Origin of the sequence: Paratractidigestivibacter sp. (assembly GCF_052362415.1) — a bacterium.
Taxonomy (GTDB): Bacteria; Actinomycetota; Coriobacteriia; order Coriobacteriales; family Atopobiaceae; genus Paratractidigestivibacter.
The window spans coordinates 3,428-5,336 of record NZ_DAWEMK010000114.1 but is presented as its reverse complement, the minus strand read 5'-3'; the positions used below and the strand labels follow the sequence as shown (position 1 = coordinate 5,336).

The window sequence follows — 1,909 nt, the reverse complement described above, 5'->3', positions numbered from 1 at the left end:
TCCTCAACGAGTCGGCGCTCTTCAGCTCGACCGTCGAGCCCCGCGACCGCTCGATCATGAACGTCCCCTTCGTCACCGGCGATAAAGACCTCGACGCCGAGTTCATCGCCGACGCCGCAAAGGAGGGCCTCGTCAACCTCAAAGGCCACCGCCTCGTGGGCGGCATGCGCGCGAGCATCTACAACGCGATGCCCCCCGAGGGCGTCGACACGCTCGTCTCGTTCATGAAGAAGTTCGAGGCCTCCCACAAGTAATCCGTCTGCGACCTGCGCTTTTTTCGGAGAAGTATGTCCAAGAAGATCAACCCCTACGATTATTTCGCGCACGAGGACGACTATGCCGGCATCGACTACGACGCCGCTTGCTCGCGCCTCGCCGAGGCCCTGCGCTGCAAGACCGTCTACACCGGCGCCGAGTCGACGGACTGGGGAGAGTTCGAGAGGCTCCAGGGCCACATCCGCGCGAGCTTCCCGCACATCATGGCGGCCGGCGCCTTCGAGCTCGTGGGGCACTCGGTGCTCATCACGGTCCCCGGCACCGAGCCCGACCTCGATGCCGTCCAGCTCATCGCCCACCAGGACGTCGTGCCGGTCGTCCCCGGGACCGAGGGCGAGTGGCTCCACGGGCCCTTCTCCGGCGACATCGACGACGAGTGGGTCTGGGGGCGCGGCGCGCTCGACATCAAGGACATGCTGATGGCCGAGCTCGAGGCGACCGAGCACCTGCTCGCGAGCGGCCGGGCCCCGCGTCGCACCATTTACCTCGCCTTCGGTGAGGACGAGGAGGTCCGCAGCCTCGGCGCGACCGCCTTGGCGGCCCACATGGAGAGCCGCGGACTGCGCTCGGCGTTCCTCGTCGACGAGGGGACGACGACCCTCTTCGACGGGTCGGCGTACGGCGCCCCGGACACGGTGGTCTCCGACATCTGCGTCTCCCAGAAGGGCTATCTCGACATCGAGCTCGGCGCGCGCGGGGAGGGAGGCCACTCCTCGAACCCCTTCGGCGGGACCTCGCTCGAGCGCCTGTGCCGCGCGGTCGCGCTTTTGGCGGCGTCGAAGCCCGAGCCCGAGCTGGGAAGCATCGTCGCCGGCACCTTCGAGGCGCTCGCGCCCCACATCACGAAGCCTCCGTTCGCCGAGCTCGTCGGGGACGTCGAGGGCAACGCCCAAGCGATCGCCGAGGCCGCCTCGGGCGTGCGGGAGCTCTACCCGTTCGTCTGCACCACCGTCGCGGTCGACTGCCTCGAGGGCGCCTCCACCGCCGCGAACGTTATGCCCGGGGACGTCCGCGCCACGGTCAACTTCAGGCTCCTGCCGGGCACGAAGGGACCCGACGTCCTCGCCGCCGTGGAGCGCGCGATCGCGGGCACGGGCGTCGAGGCGAGGATCGCCCACGAGACCCCGGCCGGTCGCGTCGACTCCGTCGACGGTCCCGGCTACGCCGAGCTCAAGGAGGCGCTCGAGCATTTCCACCCCGGCGTCGCGTGGGTCCCGTCCTTCGTCTGCGGGGGCACCGACTCGGTCCGCTACGAGCGCGTCTGCGGCTCGATCATGCGCGTCTGCCCCTTCCGGCCCGCCCCGGAAGAAGAGGCGCGCGGCGTCCACGGAGTGAACGAGCGCATCTCCAAGCGGACGTATGCGCAAGGCATCCGTGTGCTCACGCGCCTGCTCGAGCACACGGCCTTCTCGGCCGATTTCTGATGTCCTCACGGGGCGCCTGCGGCCCCGACGCGGCACCCTCCGCGGCCCCGTGCTTTTTGCGCAGGCGCATATAATCGGTCTCCTCGGGTAGAATCTATGGGCTAACAATCTTTCGACACATCGAGAGGCAAAACGTGTCAACTAGGTATGAGCTGCTCAAAGACCGGATAAAGAAGATCGCAGACGCCGATGCCGCCGAGCACCAGGCG

The 1,909-nt window shown here is 68.3% G+C and carries 1 protein-coding gene and 1 pseudogene; both read left to right on the top strand.

The window, feature by feature from the left end:
* A pseudogene (locus tag ACT84W_RS09305) lies at nt 1-254 on the top strand (3-phosphoserine/phosphohydroxythreonine aminotransferase); the annotation flags it as partial.
* Nucleotides 255-287: 33 nt separating this feature from the next.
* Nucleotides 288-1,700, top strand: a complete 1,413-nt coding sequence (locus ACT84W_RS09300) for a M20/M25/M40 family metallo-hydrolase (RefSeq protein ID WP_432290532.1) — start codon at nt 288-290, stop codon at nt 1,698-1,700.
* Nucleotides 1,701-1,909 lie beyond the last annotated feature (209 nt).